A 22,637-nucleotide genomic window follows, 5' to 3' on the forward strand; every position below is an offset into this window, starting at 1 on the left:
CTTTATAATTTTATGTTCATATAAATTTTTTGAGGATATCGAACAGACTTTTGTCATGTCGAAGAAAGTAAATTAAAATTAAAAATAAAGATATAATTCATTGAAATTCATGTTGTTGTATTGTTGGGAGATTATTGATTGGACTAGATGGAAAGAATGTTGTCAGATAAAAGATGCTAGCCTGTAAGTGTAAAAAGTTTTTAGGTTGAATATCTAGGAAAGTCTTATCAATATTGGTTTCATTCAAAGAAAAAACCGTCATTAGACTCAAAAAAGTAAATGACGGCTCTTATTTTTAAACTTTGCTTATCAAACTCCGGCTCATTAATAAAAAAAATCAGTATTTGATAATTTACACAAAGCAGTACTCCTCGCTTGGTGAGTTTTGATACTTTTTTATATTACAGACCATAAAGTCTTTTACACACGCATACTGTATGACTTGTATTTTGTGGGTTATAGCAAAAATCTTCAGGAAACGCCTCTACAAATTGATTCATTAATTGAATACAAACGACACGTGTTGGGTTGTCGCCTCCTTTTACATTTTTTAACTCGTTTCTCTTGATTTTTTTTAGATTTTTCATAGATAAATTATTGTATTAGTTTTTCCTACTCGTATAGCTTTTCGGAGGACGCTTTAATTTTTTTAAATTTAAAAATTAATTCCGAAATATGTCATTAATTCCGAAAAAAAACCGCCAATAAACTTAAATAAAGTAAATGACGGTCAATTATTTTAAACTTAGTTTAAACTGAATCCTGAATTAATTAGAAATTTCAGCAATGGTTTTCTGTTTCATACTTCCGGTTTCTGCAAATCGTAAATGCCAGCTGAAGGCTTCCTGTAATAAATGAGGAGTATGACCTCCTTTTTCGCAGGCTCTGTCGAAATATGATTGTAATTCTTCTTTATAATCCGGGTGAACACAGTTGTCAATGATTTTCTGTGCTCTTTCTCTTGGAGCTAAACCTCTTAAATCAGCCAATCCGACATCTGTTACCAGAATATCAACATCATGTTCCGTATGGTCGGTATGAGAAACCATTGGAAGGACGTGAGAAATATTGTTGCCTTTTGAAGCAGCCTGAGTTACGAAAATACTTAAATAAGCATTTCTCGCGAAGTCTCCTGAACCTCCGATTCCATTCATGATTTTGGTTCCTCCGATATGAGTGGAGTTTACATTTCCATAAATATCGAATTCAATAGCTGTATTGATGGCAATCACTCCTAATCTTCTGATCAGTCCCGGTGTATTGGAAATATTCTGAGGTCTTAAAACGAATTTGTCTTTATATTTTGAAAGATTTCCTAATACTCTTTCGTAGCATTCCTGAGAAACGGTAATGGAAGATGCTGAGGCAAAGCTCAGCTTACCGGAATCGATCAGATCGAAGGTACTGTCCTGAAGTACTTCGGAAAACATTGTCAGATCATAAAAATTACTGTCTTTGAAACCTGTCAGAACAGCGTTGGCTACTTTACCAATACCAGCCTGAAGAGGAAGTAGTCTGTCGGTAAGTCGTCCCAAAAGAACTTCATTTTCAAAGAAAGCAAGAAGATATTTGGCAATAGCTGTAGTCTTTTCGTCCGGTTCTGCAATATCAGCCGGGCTGTCTTTACGGTTGGTAAATACGATAGCTTCAATTTTTTCAGGATCTACAGGAATGCTTTTTCTCCCGATTTTGTTCCATGGCGCTACGATAGGAATAACATTTCTGTAAGGATAATCTTCGGCCTGGTAGATATCATGGATTCCATAAACTTCTTCAGGAACTTCTGTATTGATTTCAATGATCACTTTTTTAGCCAAAGCAGCAAATGTTACAGAATTTCCTACAGATGTAGTAGGAACAATACTTCCGTCTCTTTCAATATAGGCCGCTTCAATAATAGCTACGTCAATACTCTGAAGATTTTTGGTGTGGAGGAGTTCGGCACTTTCACTTAAATGCTGGTCGATGAAGAGAATTTCGCCATTGTTGATTTTATTTCTTAAAACAGGATCTACCTGGAAAGGCATCCTTTTCTTCAGAACATTGGCTTCAGCCAGCTTTCCATCGGTACCGTGGCCTAGTGAAGCTCCCGTCATTAAAGTGACTTTAAGGTCTTCGGTTTTTCCTCTTTCTGCCAGTGCCGGCAAAATGGCTTTGCTGTCACCTGCTTTCGTAAAGCCGCTGGACCCGATGGTCATACCGTCTTTAATGATTTTTACTGCGTTTTCCGCGGTAGTTACTTTCCCGCGTAGACTTTCTAATCTGATTCTTTCTAACATGTAATATTGATTTTGTTTTAAACCACCATTACTTAGGATGCGTCATGAAAAATAATGATGGCCAATATGGTAACCATACCTTACAAATTTACGAAAAAAGACGCTTTAAATAAAGGATTTAAAGCGTCTTTTGTATGTATTCAGTAATACTTTTTTTAAATGAAATAAAGTACTATTCTTGTTTTATTCTAACCATGAAGTTTTATAAGAAGGATCTTCCACTTTTAAAGCTTCTTCAGTAATTTTCAAAGGGCGGAAAGGGTCTACCATTACTGCATATTCTTCTGTGAATTTTTTTCCGATACTTCTTTCCATAGCACCTGGATGAGGTCCGTGTACAATTCCTCCCGGGTGAAGGGTGAAGTCCATAAGGTCGATATGATTACGGCTCATGAAGTCTCCTTCCGTATAGAATAATACCTCATCAGAGTCAATATTGGAGTGGTTGTAAGGTGCAGGAATCGCCTGTGGGTGATAATCATACATTCTTGCACAGAATGAGCAGACTACAAAATTGTGTCCCTCAAAATTCTGGTGGACCGGCGGCGGCTGGTGAATTCTTCCAGTAATCGGTTCGAAGTTTTTAATGTTGAATTTATAAGGATAAAAATATCCGTCCCAGCCTACTACATCAAACGGGTGAGTCGCGTAGATGAAATCGGTAACCTGGTTTTCTTTTTTTACTTTAATTAAGAATTCTCCCTTTTCATCGATGGGTTCTCTGTAGGCAGGAGCAATTATATCTCTTTCGCAGAATGGAGAATGTTCCAAAAGCTGCCCGAATTCATTTCTGTATCTTTTCGGAGTGTAAATAGGAGAGTGGCTTTCCAATACGAAAAACACAGTATCATCAGACTTCAGTTCTACCTGATAGATAGTTCCTCGCGGAATAATAAGATAATCTCCGGTTACGAATTCAAGATCACCTACAAATGTTTTTAAGATTCCGTTTCCCTGGTGAACATATAAAAGTTCATCACATTCTGCATTTTTGTAGAAGTAATCCATCGATTTTCTTGGCTTGGCCAGCCCCATTTTCAGGTCGTTATTCATCAAAAGGATTTTTCGGCTGTCCATAAAATCATCTTCAGGAGTAACGTTCATTCCTTTAAACATTCTTGGAGCCACATTTTTTTCCACAGCGATTTTAGGAGTAACATCTTTCGGCTCACCTATAGATTTGATTTGTGTAGGGCGGTGGATATGATATAACAGAGAAGAAATACCATGGAACCCTTCTGTACCGAAAAGCTGCTCATAGTAAAATTTATCTTCAGGAGACTTAAAGATCGTGTGTCTTTTTGGTGGGATATTTCCCGATTGATGATATCTCATTTTACTTTCATATGTAGTTTCTCAAATTTAATCATTTTTCATGAATTGACTTCATCTATATTTTCAGTGTAAAGTTTTGTATTTGAAAAATAATTGTTAGATTTGTCTAACAATTTTAATTTCATGAAGCGAATATTATTTTCTATTACTTTTTTATCTACCTATTGCTTTGCGCAGGAGACGGACAGTTTGAGCTTGCAGCAGACTAAAAGTCAGGATTCTGCAAAAGTTATGAAGAGGGAATTTAAGACCAGTACCATTGAAGATGTAGTGGTTACCGGAACCATAAAACCAATGAGCAGATCGAAAAGTCCTGTGGCAGTGGAGATCTACAGTCAGAAATTTTTCCAGAAAAATCCTACTCCAAGTATTTTTGAGGCCATTGCCATGGTGAATGGAGTAAAACCTCAGCTGAACTGTTCTGTGTGCAATACGGGAGATATCCATATTAATGGCTTGGAAGGACCGTATACCATGATCCTGATTGACGGAATGCCGATTGTAAGTTCACTTTCCACCGTATATGGATTAAGCGGAATCCCCAATAGTCTGGTAGACAGAATTGAAGTTGTAAAAGGTCCTGCGTCTTCTATCTATGGCTCTGAAGCGATGGGAGGTGTGATCAATATTATTACCAAAAATGCTTTGACTGCTCCTAAGCTGAGTGTAGATCTGATGACATCGAGCTGGTTTGAAAATAATGTGGACCTTTCCACCAAATTCAACGTAGGAAAGAAAGCTGCTTCTTTATTAAGTTTAAATTATTTCAGTTTTCAGGAAAGAATAGATCAGAATAAAGATAATTTCACCGATGCTACTTTACAAAGCAGAATTTCGGTTTTCAATAAGTGGAATTTTAAAAGAAAGGAAAACAGGCAGGCAAGTTTTGCCATGAGATATCTGTATGAAGACCGTTTTGGTGGTGAAATGCAGTGGAATAAATCTTTCCGTGGCAGTGATGAGGTGTACGGGGAAAGTATCTATACCAACAGGGCAGAGATTTTTGGTTTGTATGAATGGCCTATGAAAGAACATATTGTGACCCAGTTTTCTTATAATTATCACGACCAGAATTCTTTTTACGGATCCAATCCGTTCAATGCTACACAAAAGGTAGCTTTTATACAGACGTATTGGGACAGAAGCTTCGGGAAACATGATGTCACTGCGGGACTTACTTTTAAAAGAACGTTTTACGATGACAATACACCCGGAACATTGGCTTCAGACGGCATCACGAATGCGCCAATGAAATCACCGATCTGGGGAGCATTTATTCAGGATCAATGGGAAATCAATGATCAAAACACCTTATTGCTTGGATACAGATATGATTATGATAAAGTGCATCATTCCGTACATTCACCGAGGTTGGCATGGAAATTTAATCCTAATCCATACCATACCTTGCGTTTCAATTTCGGAACAGGTTTCAGAGTGGTGAATTTATTTACGGAAGATCACGCTGCATTAACCGGTTCAAGGGAAGTGGTGGTAAAATCAGACCTGAAACCGGAAAGATCCATCAACGGAAATCTGAATTATATCTGGAAAATTCCTGTAGGAAACCGAATGGTGAATCTTGATGCTTCTGCATTTTATACCTATTTCAGCAATAAAATTGTAGGAGATTTTGATTCCGATCCTAATAAAATTATTTATGATAATCTTCACGGGTACGGAATTTCAAGAGGAGCTTCCCTGAATGTGGATTTCACATTTCAATTTCCTCTGAGTGTCAATCTGGGAGTCACTTATCTGGATGTCTATCAGAAATTTGATAATGAAAATCAAAAAACACAGCAATTGCATGCTCCGAAATGGAGTGGTACTTATAATCTGACGTATAAGTTCGCCAATAATCTGACCATCGATTTTACAGGACAGTTCTATGGCCCCATGAGGCTTCCTGTTCTGGTAAACGACTACCGCCCTGAATATTCACCGTTTTATTCTCTGGCTAATATTCAGGTGTCTAAGAGCTTTAAATCCGGATTTGAAGTGTATTGCGGAATAAAAAACCTATTCAATTTCAGACCTAAAGATCCTTTGATGAGACCGTTTGACCCGTTTGATAAATATGTTGATGATCCTGTCAACAACCCTAATCACTATACTTTTGATACGGCATACGGCTATGCACCAATGCAGGGCATCAGAGGCTTTCTGGGTGTAAAATATACTTTGAAATGAAAAAAATAGCTTTATTTTTAATGTTAGTGCCTTGTTTTTATCTGTCTCAGATGAAGACAGGCACTTTTTCTGATCTTGAGGTTCAGCAGAAAGAAAATCCTAAACCGGTTGTGATCCATCTATATACAGATTGGTGTGCGGTCTGTAAGATTGAGTCTTTCCGTATGAATAAAGATAAAGAGCTGGTGAATATGGTCAATGATCACTTTTATTTTATCAACTTTGAGACAGAGAAAACGAAGGAGAAAATTCATTTTCAGAATCAGGATTTTGAATATCTGCAGAATGGAAATTCGGGAATTCATGAGCTGGCGCTGGCATTGTCAAAAAATAAAAATCAGCCTGTTTATCCTTTGTGGATATTCCTGGATAAGCATCAGAATCTGGTGTATTATCAGGAAGGGCAGATCACGACTGAAAAAATGAAGCAGAAACTGTTGGAGATTTCTGCTTTGTGAGGTGTAGGATTAAATCCAGACAATTATACACAATTCCACATTAATCCTGCTATCTTATTATTAGGACACTCTCATTCTGAATGTAACGCAGTGAAATGAAGAATCTAACTTTACATAAGATTCTTCCTTCGTCAGAATAACAATCGTGTTAAATCTTATACAGTCGTCTAAATTTAGATCGCTGCATCAATCAAAACCGCCAGCTGAATACAAGGCTTGTCAGAACGGTTGCTCCAAGCATGATTCGTTCCTCTTTGAATAACAACGTCGCCAGGTTTCAGAAGCGTTTCGCCTTCATCCATGATAAGGTAAAGTTCACCGGAAAGGATGATAATATAATCCAGTGTTAGCGTTTGATGCATCATCGGATGAGGTTCATTCTTTTTCCATTCTACACCTAAATTTTTATCCGGAGGAACTACTACATATCGGAAGTAAGTGCCATTTTTAGGTGTTTGCGGAATTCCGGTATTCGGAATTCTTGTTTCAAAGTCTAAACTTGCAGGCATTGTTTTCGTATTCCATACATCTGAAATGATAAGTCCCGGAAAATGTTCTACAGCGTTTTCTACCTGCTGGTCTTCTATAATAATAGATTTTCCATCTTTAATTCCTGTTACGATTCGTCGTGGTATTTTATTCATCATTTCTCATGATAAGTTTATGACCCTGAGTCTGATTATTTTTTAATAGAGAATGCGCCTTCAGAACAGTTTCTAAGGAAAGGTTTCCTATAATTTTATGTTGAGGGGGAAGGATCGTTTCGGTTTCAATGAGTCTTTTTATTTCTAATAAACTGTTTTTATAATACTCATATTTTTTAATCATTCCGTAAGTGTAATTGGAAATATTCATAATCAGAGTTCCTTTGTTGAACAGTATTTCATGAGCTTCTTTTGTTACCAAAGCCGTGACATCCACATAAGTTCCGTTAATTTTCAAAACTTCTGCAGTCACTTCCGACATATAGTTTCCAACCAGATCAATTCCATATTCGAAAGGCTGGTCGTTATTGGCTTTTAGAATATTACTGATTAGATTTTCTTCTTTATAGTTGATGATCTGATGTTCTTTTAAGCCCAGCTTAAGAAGGATCTGTCTGTTTTCTTCACTTCCAACAGTTGTGATGATCTGCCGGATATTGTGGGCTAATAAAAGCTTAATCAGAAATGAGCCAACACCTCCTGTTGCTCCTGTCACGAGAACTTTATCTTCCGGATTTAGTTTAAGACGGTTGAAGATCTGTAAAGAAGTAAGCCCTGCTGAAGGAATGGCAGCCGCCTGTTCAAAAGAAATATTTTTTGGTTTAAAGGAAACAATGGCTTCAGGAACGGCAATATATTCAGCATAAGTGCCGTTGCTTCCCATGGAACCGCTGCCACAATAGACTTCATCGCCAATATTGAATTCTGTAACTTCTGAACCTTTATCCACTACAATTCCGGATAGTTCTCTTCCTAATATCGGGGAACTGATCAGTTTCCGTTCCAATTCATTTTCCAGCATCTGATAATCGATGGGATTGAAACCGCTTGCTTTAATATGGATTAAAACTTCATTGCTTTTGGGTTTTGGCTGTTCTGCAAATCCGTCTTCCAGCTTTCCGTTTTTATTTAAAATAACTGCTTTCATACTTTAAAATTTGATACACAAATGTAAAAAGGGAATAGTTTATATTTGCTACTAGTTAACCAATGGTAACTAGTTACCTTCATGAAACTATTATGGCAAAAATCATTGAAAACGGCATTGAAAGAGAGGCCAGCTGCACAGAGGAATTGTTCGCGATGCGCGACAGTCTGGACGTTTTAGGAGGAAAATGGAAACTGATGATTTTACGATATCTGACGAACAGACCGGATCAGATGATTCATTTTAAAAAGCTGGAGCGAAGTATTGAAGGAATCTCCGCCAAAATGCTGAGCAAAGAATTAAAAGAGCTGGAAACCAATCTTCTGATCACAAGAACGATTCAGGATACAAAGCCGATTACGGTAACGTATGCAGTGACTGAGTACGGGAAATCTGTATTTCCGGTGACAGAAACATTGGTGAATTGGGGGATCATTCATCGGGAAAAGATCAAAGAATCAATGGGATCGTTATGAGATATTGAAAAACGCAAAGGCGCAACAATTTTCTTTTAAATATGCTTTAAGGCGCAAGGATTTTATCTTTGATAAAATTTAATTCTGTTGAATTTTAACTGAAACAAACTTGCTGAAAATCTTTGATTTTCTTGCGCCTTTAAGCAGTATGTTATTAAATTTCTTTGCGCCTTTGCGATTACTAATCAATATTATTTCATAAAGAAAAGATCAAATAATCTATATTGATGAAAAAAAATCCTCAGACCCGTTTAGAGTTGAGGATTTTAAATACTACCAAATTGTTTATTAATTTTTATCTAACCAAGACTGTATCAGTTCAGCGTGATCTTTCACCCATTCTTTGGCGGTGGCTTCTTTATCTTTACTCTGTTCCATTTTCATTAAAAGATCAGACATATTTTCATCATCAAAATGGAGTTTTGAAAAGAATTTGGCCAGCTCAGGATGATCTTTTGCGAAGCTTTTTCTGGAGTAAATTTTAATCTGTTCTGCTTCACCAAATATCTTTTTGGGATCGTCAAGAAACTTAAGCTTCATTTTTCCAAACATCCAGTGAGGCTGCCATCCGGTTACCACAATCCATTCTTTACGTTGAATAGCGTTCTGTAATTCGGTGATCATGGCAATGGTAGAAGAGTTGATCTGATGATAATCCAGTTTATAGTCAACAATAGCTTTATCCGTTCCGGTGGTTAATCCGGCTCCTTTTTCAATTCCAATGATTCTTTGATTGAACTGATTTTTATGCTGACTGAGCTCTTCGATGGAGTTAACAGGAACGTATTCAGGTACAACTAATCCTATACGTCCGTTGTCGTAATTGGTTCCAAGATGAACTAATTCCGGAAATTTGGCCAGTTTTTTAGCATGAGTGTAAGGAAGCCAGACTCCCATGAAAAGGTCTGTATCTTCATTATTCATCGAAGCCAGAATCATATCCGTAGAAGCTTTTTGAATAATAACGTGGTATCCCTGCTCGTCCAGAATGGCTTTAGCAACATGCGTCATCGCAACATCTTCTGCCCAGCCATCTACCATTCCTATGGTAATGTATTTTGAGTTTTTTATGTTTTCACACGAACTTAATGCTGTAAATAGTAACATTAAAACGGGCAAAAACAGATATTTAAATTGTTTCATCTTATTGCTTTTTCTTTACAAATCCCTGGGTAATACGGTCGAGGATAATGGCCAATATCACTACGGATAAACCACTTTCAAATCCTAATCCGATATCCAGATTATTAATTCCTTCCAGTACTTTCTCTCCTAAACCGCCTGCAGCAATCATTCCTGCAATAACGACCATGGATAAGGATAATAATATGGTTTGATTGATTCCTGTTAAAATCGTTTTCATCGCTAAAGGAAGCTCTACTTTGAACAGGATCTGACGGTTGGTGGCTCCAAAAGCCCTGGCAGCTTCCACAATATCTTTCGGAACGGCTTCAATTCCCAAAGTTGTTAATCGTACAGCGGGCGGCATGGCAAAAATAATCGTTGCAAAAGCACCCGGTACTTTACCAATACTAAAAAACAGTACAGCCGGGATCAGATAGACAAATGCGGGCATGGTCTGCATCAGATCCAGTAAAGGACGAATGATTTTGTCAGCTATTTTGTTTTTCGCGGCCAGAATTCCCAAAGGGATAGAAAGGATAAGGGCTGTAATGGTGGAGACAAAGATCAGAGCCAGCGTTTCCATGGTTTCTTTCCATAATCCCATTAAAAATATTAAACTTAATCCGGCAGCCGTTACTACAGCAATACCTTTTCCGGCCTTCCATAGCGCCAGCAGGGTAAAAAAGAGAATGATTACATAAAAAGGGGTGTTTGTTAAAACCCATTCAATCCCCATAATAGAGGAATTTCCCAGATGTTTTATGACATCAAATACAGGCTTTCCGTTTTCTGTGAGCCAATTGATTGCAGTTTCTACATATTGGCCTATATCTATAGTTTTATTCATCTTATTGGTTGTTTGCAATTTCTTTTAATTCTATGATCTCTTCTTCGTTAAACTTGGTAGCTTCTATGACAAGTGATAATTGGGTTACTAAACCTAAAAATTTATTGTCTTCATCAATTACAGCAATGGACGATTTATTTTCTGAGATCAGCGGCAGCATTTCCTCTACCGTTACTTCAGGATAAACCGAAGGAACATTGCTGTTGATAATAGATTCTACCGTAGGTTCTTTTTTTCTGGCAATGCGGACAACATCATTAAGGGTTACAAAACCCAGAAATTTATTTTGAAAATCCACTACAGGTAAGTTTTCCAGACCTGTAGCTCTCATTTTTCTTAAAGCGCCTTCAGGACCGTCTTTTCTGAAACGTACAACTGTCGCTTTATCAAACATTAAAGATCTGGCTGTAATAATCGTTTTACGGTCTACTTTCTCTACAAACGCTTTCACATAGTCGCTTGCAGGATTGGTTAAAATATCTTCCGCTGTTCCTATTTGCTCTATCACTCCATCTTTCATGATGACGATACGATCTCCGATTTTAATGGCTTCATCCAGATCGTGCGTAATAAAGACAATGGTTTTTTGTAAGGTATTCTGCAGTTCAAGCATCTGATCCTGCATTTCAGATTTTATCAGCGGATCCAATGCAGAGAATGCTTCATCCATCAGCAAAACTTCAGGATCATTGGCCAGCGCTCTTGCCAATCCTACTCTCTGCTGCATTCCTCCGGAAAGCTGAGAAGGATACTGATTTTCAAAACCGGTTAATCCAACGATATCCAGCGCTTTCTGTGCTTTTTTATCACGAGAAACTTTGTCTTCTCCTCTGATTTCCAGCCCGAAACCAGCATTGTCGAGAATTGTATGATGAGGCAGTAATCCGAATTTCTGGAATACCATACTCATTTCCGTTCTTCTTACTTCCAGCAGCTCTTTATTGTTTTTCCCGGTGATATCATCGTCATTGATGTATACTTTTCCTGAAGTGGGTTCATTCAGTCTGTTCAAACAGCGCAGTAACGTAGACTTTCCACTTCCCGAAAGGCCCATGATCACAAAGAATTCTCCTTCATAGATTTCAAAACTGGCTTTGTTGATTCCTATGGTACAGCCTGTTTTTTCAAGAATTTCCTTTTTGGAAAAACCTTTGTCCAGAAGTTCCTGTGCCTTTTCTTTGTTTTTACCAAAGATGATCGTCAGGTCTTCCACTTTAAGTTTTACTTTTCGAGTGTTTTCATTTTTTTCCATATTCAGAATTTTTCAATTAATAATTTGATACAAAAAATTGTACACCAATTCATTATATACATTTAGCTTTCGTTGTTCTGATGTTGATGATAGGATAAAATAATTTGCCAAGCCTTTAGTGATAAAAGCTTTAAACAAAAAATAATAGCATAAAGACCTGCTGGCCTTATGTTTATTTTAAATATTTCAATAGATTATACTCTAGAAAAAGAGTGTATTATGTAAAAAGAAACTGATCTTTTACATAGATTCTACAATTAAATTACTGATGAGGTAATTAAAGATATGTATACTGAACAACTTGAATGGCTACATTTCATCAAAATGCTTGCCAGCATCAAAAAACTGTATATCAATTTTTTATGACGGTGCAAATTTACGAATTTTATATTAAATGGATTTTTACGTATGTAAATTGTTGATTTTCAATATAGTTTTAAAGAGGTGATTTCATGATGAATTTTCTCTTATCATTGAAGGTAAGAGAGATGGATATGGTAATTATTTTAAAAGATGACCCGTAAGGTTATTTCAATAAAACGGTAATAATAGCAAGAATGGCGGGTAATGCCTGAACGAAAAATATTTTTTTAGTGGCAGAAATGGCTCCATAGATTCCGGCCACAGCTACACATCCTAAAAAGAATAATGCCACATTGGTCTGCCATTGCGGATCTTTAATCAGGAATGACCAGATCAGTCCGGCAGCCAGGAAACCATTGTAAAGTCCCTGGTTGGCAGCAAGTCCTTTCGTTGGTTTAAACATTTCTGCAGGCAGAGCTGCTTTAAAAACTTCTTTTCCTTTGGTTTCCCATGCGAACATTTCCATCCAAAGAATATAAAGGTGTTCCAGTGCAACGACAGCGATCAGAATTTTTGCAACGATTTCCATGATTCAATATTTTTCTCATTGTAAAACTAAAAAAATAAAGTTAAGTTTGAGTATTAATTCTTACCATGGATCCATTCAAATCACATTTAAACAAATTTATTACAGTAACTGACGAAGAATATGCCTCTATTGTATCATTTTTTGAGGTAATGGATGTAAAAAAGAAGCAAAATCTGATGCTGGAAGGTGAAGTGTGCCGGACCATGTATTTTGTAGTGAAAGGATGTCTGAGAAAGTTCTTTATCAATGAAAAAGGAGTAGAGCAGACGACGGAATTTGCCATTGAAAAATGGTGGATTACCGATACATTTGCTTATGAAAGACAGATATCAACAGATTTTTCCATACAGGCAGTAGAACATTCTTCTATTCTGGTAATTGATCTTGAGCGCCAGGAAGAATTGTTGAAAAAACATCCCGTAATGGAACGGTATTTCCGTATGGTATACCAAAGAGCTTATGCCGCTTCAGAGCGTAGAATCCGGTATTTGTATGAAATGTCCAGAGAAGAACTTTATATGCATTTCAGCACATTGTATCCATGGTTTATCCAGAGAATTCCTCAGTATCTTATTGCTTCCTTTTTGAATCTTACACCTGAATATCTGAGTGAAATCAGGGCCAAGTTACGATCTTAAACCAGTTTAAGATTTTTACGGATCATAAACCGGAAATTTGTCATGTTATTAAAAGCCAATACAATGACAGATATCAAAAATCAATTTCCGCAGTTATTTTTAAGACTTGCTCTTGCTGTAACCATGCTTTCTGCAGTGGCAGACCGATTTGGATTTTGGAGCAAAGAAAATTCATCATGGGGAAATATGGAGCGTTTTAAAGAATATACAAGGCAGCTTACCTTTTTTTTACCGGAAGCTTTAAGTACAGTTTCAGCCTATGCTGCTACCTTTTTAGAAATTCTTTTTCCCTTGATGCTGATCTTTGGATTTAAAACAAAGTTTGCAGCCTATGGAAGCAGTATTCTGCTGTTGATTTTTGCCGTATCCATGACCATTGCTTCAGGAGCTAAAGCTCCACTCAACTATTCTGTATGGGTAGGAAGTGCCGCGGCTCTTTTACTGGCGGTTCAGCAACATTATTCTTTAAGTATAGATCAATTAACCAAAAAATAATACATATTATGAGCGCAAGATTAAATATTGCAACAGTAGATTCAGCAGCTTACAAAGCGATGATGGGATTAGAAGGATATTTACAGACCATTTCTTTAACTCACATTCAGAAGGAATTAATTAAAATCAGAGCTTCACAGATTAATAAATGTGCTTTCTGCCTTGATATGCACACCAAAGATGCCATCAAATATGGTGAAACTCCTCAGAGAATTTTTATTCTGAACGGATGGACAGAAGCAAAAGAATTCTTTACAGAAGAAGAACAGGTACTTTTGGCAATGACAGAGGAAATTACGCTGATCAGCCAAAGCGGATTAACTGAAGAGACCTTCCAAAAGGCAAAAAAATTCTTTGATGATAACCAGATCGCTCAGATCATTATGGCTATTGTAACCATCAATGCGTGGAACAGAATTGCAATAAGTACTCATCTTCCGATTGCAAAATAACTAAGTCCGAGAGCGGAGAGATGAAGATGAAGTCAATGAAGACTGCATAATTTACGGATGTTTACTTTTTATAAAAACGGCCTTTCAGTTTTTGAAAGGCCGTTTTAATGTAAAATTCAAAGTGACAATGTAACACAGTTTGGGTATTAATTCTAAAATAAATTCTAAGGTTAGCTTTATTTTTTAACCGGAATTACATTGTCTCTCCGTTTCTCGGATATAAAAGTTGTTTGAATTTTATCCAACCACAAAAGTCACAAAAGGTTTTATTTTAGAACACTTGAGCTCACTTAAGTAAGTTTAAAATGATACTGCAGAAAAGTTCACACAAGACGAAAATCAAAGATTTTCACAAAACTTAGGTGTACTTATTATGCATAAGACCTGGTTCTGAAAAAACTTAAGTGTTTAAAACTTTTGTGCCTTTTGTGGTTAAAGCAATGAATATAAAAGTTTAAATAGCCTCATACTGTAACATTTAATTTAATAAATAGCTACAGGATTCACATTCACCTGAGTAGATCCTACATATAAAGGCTGTCCCAGAACGAATAAGAATTCCCACACTTTTTGTTTGACTAATGGGCGGCTGTCAATCAGCTCCAGGTTATAAATTCCTTTTTTCGCCAGCATAAACTGGTTGATGGGGAATTCTTCTTTACTTTTCGGGTTAGGATAGACTTCAGAAGCCCATGTGTCACCGCCAAAAGCTACGATTCCCTGATTGGCAAGCCATTTGGCAGCATCCATACCGATTCCGGGTTCTGTTTCCAGGAATTGCTGATTGTTTTTACCGATCAATTCAAGCCATCCGGTATTGAAAAGAACGATATCACCTTTTCTCAGGGTAAGGCCTTGTTTCTTTAAAACAGATCTGATGTCTTCTACAGTAAATTCTGTTCCTCCGGGTACAATAGATTTTCCGTAATGAGCCGTCATATCAAGCACGACACCGCGGGTAACGAAAGGAGGTACTTTTTCAACACCCAGTTTTTTTACGCCTTCTACCGTTACAAAATCAGTCGCTTTATTTCCGTTGTAGTAAGTATTATCAATACCAATATGTCCGATACCGTTCAGTTGTGTTCCAACTCCGGTCCATCCGTTCACCAGTTCGTCATTGAAAGTAAATTTATTAGGACCAATGCTTTTTCCACCCTGTTCTCCGGGTTGGATATTGTATAAATTGAAACTTCTGTGTCTGAAAGCAGGCAGGTTTTTATCAATAGGAACGGCAAGCGCTAATGTTTTACCTTGTTTTACAAGTCCCAGAGCCTGTTTGACAACTTCAGGAGTCAACAAATTAGCTGCTCCGATCTCATCTTTCGCACCGTAAGCCGAAGGATACCATAATTGATCTTGCGGATTGACAAGGGTCTGTGCCTTTAAACTAATGTTGTTGATAGTCAATAGAGTGGCTAACCCGAAAATTTTGATCAGATTATTTTTCATTTTTATAAGGATTGAGGTTAAAAGAAAGGAAGCTGGAAGCTGGGAGAAGGAAGTTCTATTGGTGTATTGATAATTAGGAGGCTTCTAATGCACTATTCTGCATGTAACAAAGAGATTCGTCCTTCGTCGGAATAACAATTGAAGGCAAATTGTAAACCAGTCTATTTATTATCCGACATCAATAACTTCCATCTTCCAGCCCCCTTCTTCCAGCTTTGTATTATATTTCGCTTAAAGCAGAATTGATGAAGCTCAATTCTTCCTGTGAAAGGTCAATATACATTGCCTTTGCGTTTTCGATGGCTTGCTGTGCATTTCTTGCTCCCGCCAATACTACTGTAATTGCAGGTTGGAGTGTCGTCCATCTTAATACCAGCTGAGAAAGGCTTGCACCTTTTTCCTGAGCAATAAGCTCAAATTTTTCTAAGAAAGTTTTTACCTTATTCAGATCAAACTGAGAGAAATATCCGTTTCTGTGATCGTTATCTTTCAATTGGGTTTCCTTGAAATATTTACCGGTTAAAAGACCTCTTTCCATCGGACTGTACACGATAATTCCAGAATTGTTTTCCAGAGAATACGGAACAAGATCATTTTCGATTGCACGGTTCAGCATACTGTAAGAAACCTGGTTGCTGGCAAGTTTTAAAGTCCTGTTAGCTTCTTCCATCTGAGCCACACTGTAGTTGCTTACTCCTGCAGCACGGATTTTTCCTTGCTGGATCAATAGTTCCATAGCTTCCATGGTCTCGCAGATAGGCGTAGTGCTGTCCGGCCAGTGAAGCTGTAAAAGGTCGATATAATCTGTACCTAATCTTTTTAAACTCTCTTCAACTTCTTTGATGATGTTTTCTTTTGAAGCCAGCTTATAAACCGGAAGAGTTTTTCCTTCGTCTTCTGCATCAAAGAAAAATTCTCCTTTTCCGTTGTTGCTTCCGTCCCATACCAATCCGAATTTTGTCAAAAGCTGAATTTTTGAACGGTCTTTTCCCTTGATCGCTTCACCGATCATTTCTTCACTCAGTCCGAAACCATAGAATGGAGCTGTGTCGATAGAAGTTACACCATGATCTAATGATGCGTGAATAGAATTGATAGAATCCTGTTTTTCATTACCACCCCACATATTTCCGCCGATAGCAAAAGCACCATGTGTGATGGTTGATAATTCCAAATCGGTGTTTCCTAATTTTCTATATTCCATTTTGTTTGTTTAAAAATTGTTGTTGTGTTGAACCACCCCGTCAAAAATTCTTTGAATTTTCGCCACCCCTCCGGAGGAGAGGAATTCTCGCCGTTCCAGTAGTGACCCTTTTAAGAACTTTTCGGATTTAGAAAGAACTTAAGTGTTCTTCTCTGTATTCTGAATAGTATCTTTTTTTACTTAAGTGTCTGAAAACTGTTGTGACTTTGTGGTTAAAAATTGTCTGTTATTTATTTAATTCTTTTACGATAGCTTCTCCAACGCTTTTTGCAGACTGTGGATTCTGTCCTGTGATCACTCTCTGATCGTTTACCACATGATTCTGCCAAAGTCCTGATTTTTCAAATTTAGCTCCTCTTCCTTTCAGTTTATCTTCCAGTAAGAAAGGAACAACGTTCGTTAATTTTACTTCAGATTCCTCTTCATTGGTAAAAGCATTGATTTTCTTACCGTCTACAAGATATTTCCCGTTATTCAGTTTGATATTTACCAAACCTGCAGGGCCATGACATACAGCGGCTACAATTCCTCCGTTTTCATAAATTTTGGAAGCAATATCCGCCAGTTCTCTATTGTCTGCAAAATCCCACATTGCTCCGTGTCCTCCTGCATAAAAGATGGTTGAGTATTCTTTTGGATTCACCTGTGACGGAGTCATTGAGTGATCAATCTTGTTTTTATATTCCTTGTTCTCCCAAAATTCTTTGTTGACAGGATCTTTCAAATCGAAGCCGTCTACCGGAGGAGTTCCGCCTTTCGGACTTACAAAGTCTATTTCATATCCTGCCTTGTGAAGAACTTCCCACGGATGAGAAACTTCACCCAGGTAATATCCTGTATCTTCACCTGTACTGCCTTTTTTGTCATGACTGGTAACGACGAATAATATTTTCTTTTTCATATTCTTTGATTTTTTGGTTTGTGCCTGTACGAATCCTATCGTAAAGACCGCAAGCATTAAAAACGCTAATTTTTTCATTGTTAAATAAGATTGGTGGTATAAATCTGTGGTTTTTCCTGAAGTTTCTCCTCAACCAAAGCTCCGAAAGCCTGGATATAAGGCTGCTGATTGTGCTGATCCAATCCTTCTTTACTTTTCCAGATTTCGTAGAAAACAAATTCATTTTTGTCTTCAATTCCCTGGTGAAGGCTGTAAAGCTCGCAAGCTTCTTCTTTTCTTGTTTCTTTTACCATATTCTGAAGAACTTCCAGTACTTCTGCCTGATGTTCTTCCTTGGATTTTATAATGGCTGTAAGATGAATTTTCATAATTAAATAAAATTTTCAATAGAGTTATAGATAGGTTTCCAATCCAGTTCTGCTTTAGCTTTATCTGAACTGCATCTGCTGTTGGATGCAAAACCGAAATAACCTCCTGCAGGACCAAATTTGTCAACCGCATCCTGTATGCTTAATGATTTAGTTGATTGTAAGTTATATTTTTTACTGATATTTTCTGCAATGTTTTTCAGAGAAGATGAACCGTTTTCTGCATAATAGATAGAGCCACCTTTTGCTTTTTCCAATGCGAGTACATACAGATCTGCGAGATCTTCAATATGTAAATTGGACCAGATATTTTCACCTTCACCAAAATAAACACCATGCCCTTTCTCCTTAGAAAAGTTGATAAGAGCCGGAATCTGAATGCTGTCTTTTTTAATTCCTAAACCTTCTCCGTAAACCATGGTAGGAACAATAACAATACTTCTTATGCCCTTGCTGGCAGATTGCAGGACGTAATTGTTGATCAAAACTCTAGATGCCATTTCCAGTCTTGGCTGCAAAGGGAAATCTTCTCTGAAGATAAAATCACTTTTTTTACCATTCTCTTTTCCACCAAAAATGGCAGACCCTGAAGTGAATATAAAGGTTTTCTGACTTCCTTCCAGTGCTTTGATAAAGTTATCTGCTGCATACGCATCATCTGCTGAATCTGCGTTATGGATCACAGCATCAATATCAGAAACCGCTGTTCTGATGAGGTCTTCATCATGAATATTTCCCACAATGGTTTTGATTCCTAATGATTCCAGTTCCTGTACATGGGTTTCATTACGAACCAGTCCTGTCACTTCATAATTCCTGTCGAGGAGTTTTTTTGCGATAGTTCCGCCTATATAGCCGGTAATACCTGTGATCAGTATTTTTTTCATGATACCAGTTCAGATCTTAATTCTTTTTCAAAAACATTTCTCACATGTTCTCTGTAAAGCTTCATATCGCGTTCTATATTGGCGTTTTTCTCCACATCGTGGAAGTGGAAGCTTTCCATTTTTTCCATCGAAACAAAGGCATTCATTCTGTGGAATCCAAATAAAGGACCTTCGTCCACGCTTTTTTCATTAAAGAATTCTCCGGGAAGTGTGAAAGCAGTTGCAGGAGCATTCCAGCTTGTTGTTAACATATATTTTCTCCCGCCAAGCATTCCTCCTGTGCCATAGTTGATTTCCGGATTCTCAGCCTTTCTTCCGTCGCTCATATAAATTCCTTTGGCATGACCTGCTGTGAATACTTCGTCAATATATTTTTTCAATCCGTTCGGAAGCTGGAACCACCAGATAGGAGTGTGGTAAATGATGTAATCTGCCCAGACAAACTTCTGCACTTCTTCATGTTTGTCATAATTTTCACTTATATTCGTTATCTTTACTTCTACATTATCAAATTCTTTAAGAACGGCTAATGTATTGTCTGCGATAGTCTGATTATATTTTCCCCCGGAATGTCCGAAATTCTGTCCTCCGTTGATGATTAGTACTTTTTTCATTTTTTTATGATTGTTTAAATTTTACTATGCAAAGTTATAACGGATGCATGTATAATAAAAATAATATAAATTATAGGATGTTATTATTTTTGTGATAGTTTGTTTTTTTGATTCGGGTTATGAGGTTCGGGTTACGGGTTACGGGTTATGGGTTGTGGGTTTCGAGGTTATTTTAACCAGCAGCTAATCATTCACTATTGGCTTTGCGAAGCAAAAATTAACGATTGACAATTTCCCCTTTCATGGTAAAATATCATATCATCTCTGAACCGGAATTATTTTCCGACAGGTAAATTTGCCTAACATATTGAAGGACAATGATACAGATAGCTGTTTTTAGTGATGTGCATGGAAATCTTCCTGCACTGGAAGTGGTGTTGAAGGATATTGAGCAGAGAGGAATAAGCCAGAAGTTCTGCCTGGGAGATCTGGTAGATTTTGCACCCTGGGGAAATGAAGTAATAGAAAAAATAAGGAGTCTGAACATTCCATGTCTGATGGGAAATCATGATGAAAGAATTGCTTTTGATATTCCTGTTGTTCCTTTACCTCAGCATTCAGAAGAAGAAACTACTGCCAGATTCATTGCGATAGATCATTCTAAAAAACATATTACAGAACCGAATAAAAAATTTCTTTCCGGGTTGCCTTTTCACTTAAAGTTAAATTACAAAACAGGTAAAAAGCACTGGAACATCCAGCTGGTTCATTCCAGTCTTGAAAGCAATGATACTTATTTGTATGAATCAGAAAATGATGAGGTTTTTACATCTATGCTGGAATGGGCAAAAGCCGATCTGATCGTAATGGGACATACCCATTTATCATTTAAAAAACAGTTCGGAAATAATACATGGGCCGTAAATTGCGGTTCTGTAGGCCGCTCCAAAGAAGAAAACAGACTGGCTTCTTATCTGGTACTGACTTTGGATGAAGAAAAAATCACCCCTGAAATTGTACAGTTATCTTATCCGATTGATGAAACTGCCCGTCAGATAAGGGAAAGCGGGATTCCGGATTATTATGCTTCGTTTCTGAAGAATGAAAACGTATTAATATTATAATTATTTTGTAAATTTGCATTATAATATTAATAATTGAGTCATGGTTAATCTAGAATGGTATCGTACTTTTAAGGCGATCTATAAAACCGGGACATTAACGGGTGCTGCTGATGCCTTATTCATATCACAGCCGGGAGTAAGCCTTCACTTAAGTTCACTGGAAGCTTATGTAGGATACAAGCTGTTTGACAGGACTGGTAGAAAAATGATCCCGACAGAGCGTGGTAAAGTGTTGTTTAATGCAGTTGCTGAACCACTCACTAAGCTGGAGGATGTAGAAAAGAATTTTCAGAAATCCACAGAGAAACATACGCCTACCATCAGTGTAGGGATGTGTTTTGAAACTTTTCAGACTACTCTGGAGCAATATGTTTCTTCATTACCTTTTAATCTGATCATCAGTTTTGGAGAATATCCTGAAATGCTGGATCAGCTGGATAAAGGAATTCTCGATCTTATCATCACTCCTAAAAAGGGGTCTTCACCCAACATCGAGCATGAAGCCTTCTCTTCGGAACAAATTATTCTGGTTGGGGGGAAAGATGTAGATAAAGCGGCTTTCAATAAAGTGCTGAAAACAAAAGATGCAGAGCAGATTGAAGAGTGGCTGAAGAATGAAAAATGGTACGGAACCACCGGAGATATGGAACACCTTTTCCAGTTCTGGACCTTAAATTTTGGTCATAAACCGAATTTCCGCCCCAATTATATCGTTCCCAACCTGAATTCAATTATCCGTTGTCTGAAGGGAGGAACAGGATTAGCTGTTGTACCTGATTTTCTGTGCAGGAATGATATCGAAAGCGGTGAAGTACAGCTGATCTGGGAAGGAAAAAAGAAACTGGAAAACACGCTGTATTTCGGATGTCGTAAGAAAACCAATTACCAGACTGAAATAGAGCATATTAAAGGTTTATTCCGCCAGGTGATGGCTTAAGACAATCATATCGCGCATCTGTAAACCGTTTTCATAGATTGGATCAGGATAGTTTTTAATAAAAAAGTCTTTCAGTATTCCACTTCTGATGAATCCGTTTTTCTCATAAAATCTGATCTGTTGGAATCCCGTATCCGAGGTTCCGACAGTCAGTATTTTATAGTGGTTTTCTTTGGCAATTTCTTTAGCCTTGTTCATCAGGATACTTCCGATTCCTTTGCTTCTGTAGCTTTCAATGACAGCAACATTTTTTATTTCCAGTTCCGTATTGCTTTTCCCGTACAATGCCATCACTGCAATGTTTTCAGTACCGCTATGCAAAAGATAAATATCGGAATTGAAAATATATTGATTAATCGCTTTCTTGGTTTCATCCGCTAATAACAGGAGATGATAGGGAATTTCCGAATCGGAATTTAATTGATGAAAAGTGAAATCTTCCATTACAGACTCATATGAATAAGTGGGTAATCTTTTCCTGAACCATCTTTTTCAGACCTTCCGACTTTTTTGAAACCCATTTTTTCATAAAAACCTATAGCCTGAGGGTTTTGTTCATTGACATCTACTTTCGTCAGTCCGGTTTTTTCTTTCATAAACTGATAGAGTTTTTTTCCATAACCTTTTCCACGTGTATCGTTGTGGATGAAAAGCATTTCCAGGTTGCCTTCTGCTACGGAAGCAAATCCTTTAGTTTCATGATCTTCAGTAATTAAATATACTTTCAGATGAGGAAGATAGTCTCTTGGAATGGCTTCTTTAAAATAATTGAAATCTTCCTCAGCAAGAAAATCGTGTGTTGCTTTTACTGCTGATTCCCATATTTCCATAATTCTCGGATAATCCTCTGCTGTAGCCAATCTGATATGTTGTGACATGATTTTTAAATTTTGAGCAAAAATAGGGAAAATAGAGGTGAGATGCCAGGAGAAGGGTGGATTTTGAGGCTAGAGGCTAGAGGCTAGAGGCTGGAAGATGGGTGATGGAAGTTAGAAGTGTGCACGATTGGTTTTATCGACCACTTTATTCCCCTTCTCTGAACTATCGTGTGGACAGATCTTTAAAGATTTTGTAAGCTTTGGCTATATCTTTAAAACATTTGAGTCCAATCCACAGGGTTGTAATACCCGGATGCC

At 37.3% G+C, this 22,637-nt stretch carries 25 protein-coding genes; 8 read left to right on the forward strand and 17 right to left on the reverse strand.

Going from position 1 to position 22,637, the window contains the following annotated elements; genetic code table 11:
- Positions 1 to 401: 401 nt before the first annotated feature.
- The 3 genes from DEU40_RS22870 to DEU40_RS16765 all read right to left on the reverse strand — a co-directional run bounded on the left by DEU40_RS22870 (position 402) and on the right by DEU40_RS16765 (position 3,614).
- Positions 402 to 587 carry a bacteriocin-like protein gene (locus DEU40_RS22870; RefSeq protein ID WP_410493528.1) on the reverse strand — a complete coding sequence of 62 codons (186 nt, stop codon included), beginning with the start codon at positions 585 to 587 and terminating at the stop codon, positions 402 to 404.
- A 180-nt stretch (positions 588 to 767) separates the two neighbouring features.
- A complete protein-coding gene (locus tag DEU40_RS16760) occupies positions 768 to 2,279 on the reverse strand; it encodes a succinate CoA transferase (RefSeq protein ID WP_110010901.1) in 1,512 nt (503 codons plus the stop codon).
- A gap of 183 nt (positions 2,280 to 2,462) precedes the next feature.
- On the reverse strand, positions 2,463 to 3,614 hold the full coding sequence (locus tag DEU40_RS16765) for a homogentisate 1,2-dioxygenase (protein ID WP_110010902.1): 1,152 nt from the start codon (positions 3,612 to 3,614) through the stop codon (positions 2,463 to 2,465).
- A 123-nt stretch (positions 3,615 to 3,737) separates the two neighbouring features.
- On the opposite strand from DEU40_RS16765, the gene DEU40_RS16770 reads away from it, so the two are divergent.
- Complete coding sequence (locus DEU40_RS16770) at positions 3,738 to 5,807, forward strand: TonB-dependent receptor plug domain-containing protein (protein ID WP_181397989.1); 2,070 nt, start codon at positions 3,738 to 3,740, stop codon at positions 5,805 to 5,807.
- Positions 5,804 to 6,265, forward strand: a complete 462-nt coding sequence (locus DEU40_RS16775; RefSeq protein ID WP_110010903.1) for a redoxin domain-containing protein — start codon at positions 5,804 to 5,806, stop codon at positions 6,263 to 6,265. Before DEU40_RS16770 ends, DEU40_RS16775 begins: the two co-directional genes overlap by 4 nt.
- A gap of 173 nt (positions 6,266 to 6,438) precedes the next feature.
- On the opposite strand, the gene DEU40_RS16780 is transcribed toward DEU40_RS16775, so the two are convergent.
- Together DEU40_RS16780 and DEU40_RS16785 are read right to left on the reverse strand one after the other, a co-directional pair.
- Positions 6,439 to 6,912 carry a cupin domain-containing protein gene (locus DEU40_RS16780; protein WP_110010904.1) on the reverse strand — a complete coding sequence of 158 codons (474 nt, stop codon included), beginning with the start codon at positions 6,910 to 6,912 and terminating at the stop codon, positions 6,439 to 6,441.
- Positions 6,902 to 7,897: an NADP-dependent oxidoreductase gene (locus tag DEU40_RS16785; RefSeq protein ID WP_110010905.1), complete on the reverse strand. Its 996-nt coding sequence runs from the start codon at positions 7,895 to 7,897 to the stop codon at positions 6,902 to 6,904. Before DEU40_RS16785 ends, DEU40_RS16780 begins: the two co-directional genes overlap by 11 nt.
- 92 nt (positions 7,898 to 7,989) lie before the next feature.
- On the opposite strand from DEU40_RS16785, the gene DEU40_RS16790 reads away from it, so the two are divergent.
- The gene (locus DEU40_RS16790; RefSeq protein WP_110010927.1) at positions 7,990 to 8,373 is read left to right on the forward strand and encodes a winged helix-turn-helix transcriptional regulator; all 384 of its coding nucleotides are present in this window, start codon (positions 7,990 to 7,992) and stop codon (positions 8,371 to 8,373) included.
- Between the two features lie 288 nt (positions 8,374 to 8,661).
- Here the strand turns inward: DEU40_RS16790 and DEU40_RS16795 are convergent, their stop codons facing one another.
- From DEU40_RS16795 to DEU40_RS16810, 4 genes are all read right to left on the reverse strand, one after another.
- Positions 8,662 to 9,516, reverse strand: a complete 855-nt coding sequence (locus tag DEU40_RS16795; protein ID WP_110010906.1) for a glycine betaine ABC transporter substrate-binding protein — start codon at positions 9,514 to 9,516, stop codon at positions 8,662 to 8,664.
- Between the two features lies 1 nt (position 9,517).
- Entirely contained in the window at positions 9,518 to 10,345 is an 828-nt protein-coding gene (locus DEU40_RS16800) for an ABC transporter permease (RefSeq protein ID WP_110010907.1), read from the reverse strand.
- Between the two features lies 1 nt (position 10,346).
- A complete protein-coding gene (locus DEU40_RS16805; protein WP_110010908.1) occupies positions 10,347 to 11,597 on the reverse strand; it encodes a glycine betaine/L-proline ABC transporter ATP-binding protein in 1,251 nt (416 codons plus the stop codon).
- Between the two features lie 526 nt (positions 11,598 to 12,123).
- Positions 12,124 to 12,489: a DUF1304 domain-containing protein gene (locus DEU40_RS16810; protein ID WP_110010909.1), complete on the reverse strand. Its 366-nt coding sequence runs from the start codon at positions 12,487 to 12,489 to the stop codon at positions 12,124 to 12,126.
- A 65-nt stretch (positions 12,490 to 12,554) separates the two neighbouring features.
- Here DEU40_RS16810 and DEU40_RS16815 point away from each other — a divergent pair, with 65 nt between their 5' ends.
- The 3 genes from DEU40_RS16815 to DEU40_RS16825 all read left to right on the forward strand — a co-directional run bounded on the left by DEU40_RS16815 (position 12,555) and on the right by DEU40_RS16825 (position 14,074).
- Complete coding sequence (locus DEU40_RS16815) at positions 12,555 to 13,127, forward strand: Crp/Fnr family transcriptional regulator (protein ID WP_110010910.1); 573 nt, start codon at positions 12,555 to 12,557, stop codon at positions 13,125 to 13,127.
- A 63-nt stretch (positions 13,128 to 13,190) separates the two neighbouring features.
- Positions 13,191 to 13,622: a DoxX family protein gene (locus DEU40_RS16820; RefSeq protein WP_228406542.1), complete on the forward strand. Its 432-nt coding sequence runs from the start codon at positions 13,191 to 13,193 to the stop codon at positions 13,620 to 13,622.
- A gap of 8 nt (positions 13,623 to 13,630) precedes the next feature.
- Positions 13,631 to 14,074, forward strand: coding sequence for a carboxymuconolactone decarboxylase family protein (locus DEU40_RS16825; protein WP_110010912.1), 444 nt, complete (start codon positions 13,631 to 13,633; stop codon positions 14,072 to 14,074).
- A gap of 483 nt (positions 14,075 to 14,557) precedes the next feature.
- Here DEU40_RS16825 and DEU40_RS16830 read toward each other — a convergent pair whose 3' ends face one another.
- The 6 genes from DEU40_RS16830 to DEU40_RS16855 all read right to left on the reverse strand — a co-directional run bounded on the left by DEU40_RS16830 (position 14,558) and on the right by DEU40_RS16855 (position 19,500).
- Complete coding sequence (locus DEU40_RS16830) at positions 14,558 to 15,526, reverse strand: cyclase family protein (RefSeq protein ID WP_110010913.1); 969 nt, start codon at positions 15,524 to 15,526, stop codon at positions 14,558 to 14,560.
- Positions 15,527 to 15,746: 220 nt separating this feature from the next.
- Entirely contained in the window at positions 15,747 to 16,730 is a 984-nt protein-coding gene (locus DEU40_RS16835; RefSeq protein ID WP_110010914.1) for an aldo/keto reductase, read from the reverse strand.
- Positions 16,731 to 16,956: 226 nt separating this feature from the next.
- On the reverse strand, positions 16,957 to 17,709 hold the full coding sequence (locus DEU40_RS16840) for a type 1 glutamine amidotransferase domain-containing protein (RefSeq protein ID WP_228406543.1): 753 nt from the start codon (positions 17,707 to 17,709) through the stop codon (positions 16,957 to 16,959).
- Positions 17,710 to 17,711: 2 nt separating this feature from the next.
- Positions 17,712 to 17,999: a putative quinol monooxygenase gene (locus DEU40_RS16845; protein WP_110010915.1), complete on the reverse strand. Its 288-nt coding sequence runs from the start codon at positions 17,997 to 17,999 to the stop codon at positions 17,712 to 17,714.
- Between the two features lie 2 nt (positions 18,000 to 18,001).
- Positions 18,002 to 18,886 (reverse strand): NAD-dependent epimerase/dehydratase family protein, encoded by an 885-nt coding sequence (locus DEU40_RS16850; protein WP_110010916.1) that lies wholly within the window; start codon positions 18,884 to 18,886, stop codon positions 18,002 to 18,004.
- A complete protein-coding gene (locus DEU40_RS16855; protein ID WP_110010917.1) occupies positions 18,883 to 19,500 on the reverse strand; it encodes an NAD(P)H-dependent oxidoreductase in 618 nt (205 codons plus the stop codon). Before DEU40_RS16855 ends, DEU40_RS16850 begins: the two co-directional genes overlap by 4 nt.
- 317 nt (positions 19,501 to 19,817) lie before the next feature.
- Between DEU40_RS16855 and DEU40_RS16860 the strand changes: the two genes are divergently transcribed.
- Positions 19,818 to 20,564 (forward strand): metallophosphoesterase family protein, encoded by a 747-nt coding sequence (locus DEU40_RS16860; RefSeq protein WP_110010918.1) that lies wholly within the window; start codon positions 19,818 to 19,820, stop codon positions 20,562 to 20,564.
- 40 nt (positions 20,565 to 20,604) lie between these two features.
- Positions 20,605 to 21,501: a LysR family transcriptional regulator gene (locus DEU40_RS16865; RefSeq protein ID WP_110010919.1), complete on the forward strand. Its 897-nt coding sequence runs from the start codon at positions 20,605 to 20,607 to the stop codon at positions 21,499 to 21,501.
- Here the strand turns inward: DEU40_RS16865 and DEU40_RS16870 are convergent.
- Both DEU40_RS16870 and DEU40_RS16875 read right to left on the reverse strand, forming a co-directional pair.
- A complete protein-coding gene (locus tag DEU40_RS16870) occupies positions 21,478 to 21,945 on the reverse strand; it encodes a GNAT family N-acetyltransferase (protein ID WP_110010920.1) in 468 nt (155 codons plus the stop codon). The genes DEU40_RS16865 and DEU40_RS16870 overlap by 24 nt on opposite strands.
- Entirely contained in the window at positions 21,945 to 22,379 is a 435-nt protein-coding gene (locus DEU40_RS16875; protein WP_110010921.1) for a GNAT family N-acetyltransferase, read from the reverse strand. The genes DEU40_RS16870 and DEU40_RS16875 overlap by 1 nt, the downstream gene beginning before the upstream one ends.
- Positions 22,380 to 22,637: the final 258 nt, after the last annotated feature.

This window comes from Chryseobacterium sp. AG844, from assembly GCF_003182335.1.
GTDB lineage: Bacteria > Bacteroidota > Bacteroidia > Flavobacteriales > Weeksellaceae > Chryseobacterium > Chryseobacterium cupriresistens.